This is a genomic window from Streptomyces glaucescens (genome assembly GCF_002154375.1).
Lineage (GTDB): Bacteria > Actinomycetota > Actinomycetes > Streptomycetales > Streptomycetaceae > Streptomyces > Streptomyces glaucescens.
Map to the genome: position 1 here is coordinate 1 of NZ_MUND01000347.1, position 2,451 is coordinate 2,451.

At 73.7% G+C, this 2,451-nt stretch carries 2 protein-coding genes; one reads left to right on the forward strand and one right to left on the reverse strand.

Annotation, left to right across the window (positions count from 1 at the left end; all coding sequences use genetic code 11):
* Positions 1–336: 336 nt before the first annotated feature.
* Positions 337–834 (forward strand): hypothetical protein, encoded by a 498-nt coding sequence (locus CCN42_RS22500; protein ID WP_086738233.1) that lies wholly within the window; start codon positions 337–339, stop codon positions 832–834.
* A gap of 9 nt (positions 835–843) precedes the next feature.
* Here the strand turns inward: CCN42_RS22500 and CCN42_RS22505 are convergent, their stop codons facing one another.
* Positions 844–2,448: an N-acetylmuramoyl-L-alanine amidase gene (locus CCN42_RS22505; protein ID WP_086738236.1), complete on the reverse strand. Its 1,605-nt coding sequence runs from the start codon at positions 2,446–2,448 to the stop codon at positions 844–846.
* Positions 2,449–2,451: the final 3 nt, after the last annotated feature.

Below are 2,451 nucleotides of genomic sequence, written 5' to 3' on the forward strand. Positions count from 1 at the left end.
GGACGTCGGTCCGTCGGGGACCCGCCCCGCCGGACCGACGTCCCGGGCGGGCACCCGCACCGGGACCGGGCCCGCCCCGCACCGGCCGAATGCGTCCTGCGCCGGCAGGCCCGGCGACACGCCGGCCGGCGGCCGTCCCCCACCGGACACGGAACGGGCGGGGCGGGATCCGCCGTTCTCTCCCGGCCGTAGGGACGACGGCCGCGGGTCCGCCGTACGCGGGACGCCGGGACGGCCGGCCGGCTGTGAAGCGGTGCCACCGTCCGGCGGGAAATCCGGGCGCCCGAGCCGCCGCCCGCCCGGCGTTCACGGCCCCCGGCCACGTACCATGGCGACATGTCGTTCCTCCGCCGCCGCAGCGCCACTCCCGCAGGGCCCGACTTCGACGTACTGGCCATGGACCCGGGCGACTGGCCCGGGAACCTGGGCGCGGGCCTGCTGCCCGCCCCCGACGGCAGCTGCCAGGGTGTCTTCCTCCGTTACGACCTGTTCGGCGGCCGTGGCCCCGCGATGATCATCGGCAATCTCCCCGAGGGCTCCCCGGCCCGCGAGGTCGCCGAGGGCGAGGTCCCCTTCGAGGTGGCCCAGCTGCTGCTGGCGCTGGAGAACGACGAGGAGGTGACCGTCGTCGGCACCGAGGACGTGCCGGTGATGCAGGGCGACAACCTGCTCATCGTGCGCCGGATCAAGCTCTCCGAGAGCCGGATCTCCTGCGTGCAGTTCGACCGCAGCGACAACGTGCTGGTGACCATCGCCGCCTGGGACCGCCCCATCACCGACGACCTGTACGCCCTGCTGAAGCCGCTCCCGGCGGAACTGTTCCAGCAGGGCTGAGACCCGGCGCTACCCGCCCCGCACCACCTCGACATCGGCCGCGCGGACGAACGCCACCCGGTGGCCGTACTGGATCTCGTAGTAGAGATCCTCTCCGGTCACCACCCGGTGGGAGGCGGTGTCGAAGGTGACCGCGTAGTAGTACTGGCCGGACAGCCGGTCACCCGCCACGTACCGTTGCCCCGCCGGCAGCCGGTACGGCAGCGCGGTCACCGGCTGGACGGGTACGCCCGCCGGGTAGGCGGAGGCCTCCGGGTAGGCGCGGCCGTAGACGGGGACGCTGGTCAGGCCGTCCCTCGGGGTGACCACAAGCCCTCGGGCCGGGACGGCGGCCGGGGACTTCCGCGGGTTCTCGAACCAGGCCTTCTGCCCGAGGTACCAGATCGCCGTCCAGTCGCCGTCCCGGTCCGCCACCGCGTACCGCTGGCCGGTGGAGACCCGGGAGCCGATGTCGTTGACCCCGGTCGTCGAGTCGCCGCCGCCCGGCCGCAGGCCGATGTCCTTGATCAGTGGGTAGTGCTTGCCCGGACCGGCGTACAGCCGCACCGCGCTCGACCCGTGCACCGGGCAGGGCTCGCCCTTGGCGGCGCACCCCGTGAACTCGGGGCGGTTGGCGGCGTAGTCGGGGCGGATCGTCACGACGTCCGAGCCGCTGCCCGCGGTCGGCCGGAACGGGCGGCCGAGCAGCGTGAAGTAGTGCTGCCAGTCCCAGTACGGTCCGGGGTCGGTGTGCATTCCGGGGACGCTCGACGCGGTCGGGCCCGGGACGTTGTCGTGGCCGAGGATGTGCTGCCGGTCCAGCGGAACGCCGTACTTCCTGGCCAGGTACTTCACCAGCCGGGCCGACGAGCGGTACATCGCCTCCGTGTACCAGGCGTCCGGCGAGGCGAGGAAGCCTTCGTGCTCCAGGCCGATCGACTTCGCGTTCACGAACCAGTTGCCCGCGTGCCAGGCCACGTCCTTCGCCTTCACGTGCTGGGCGACATGACCGTCGGTGGAGCGCAGACTGTAGTGCCAGGACACATAGGTGGGGTCCTGGACCATCTTCAGGACACCCTCCCAGCGGCCCTCCGTGTCGTGCACGACGATGTAGTCGATGTCCTGGGAGCGGGGCCGGTCGGCCAGGTCGTGGTTGCCGTAGTCACCGTCGCCGAACTCCTCGTACGGTGCGGGGATCCACTCGCACGACACCGTCGGCGGGCACTCGGTGCCCTCGGCGTCGGCGGTGCGCAGCCCCGCCTGCCGCAGCCGGCCGGTGTCGGGAACGAGGTCCGGCCGCGCGGGCAGGGCGACCCGCTGCCCGGCGTCGGTCAACCGCTCCTCGCCGGTGCGCAGCACGTCGTAGACGTCGTTCGCGTACGCCGCCGCCGTCGCCCGGTCGTCCGCGCCGGAGAACCGGGCCACCGCCCCGTACCAGTCCGCCGGGTCCGCGCTGAGTGGCGCCCCCAGCTCCCGCTGGGCGGCGGCGAGCAGCGCGGCACCGCCCGCGATGTTGGCGGCAGGGTCGGACCGCAGCCGCTCGGGCGCCAGGCCGGTCAGCTCCGCGGCCTTCGTCAGCGTGGTCAGGCGGGCCGGGAGTTCCGTGCTCCGCGGCACCTCGGCCGGGGGGAACAGGGG

Coding starts and splice junctions, on each gene's coding strand:
- CCN42_RS22500 (WP_086738233.1), top strand. CDS start 337: ATGTCGTTCCTCCGCCGCCGCAGCGCCACTCCCGCAGGGCCCGACTTC.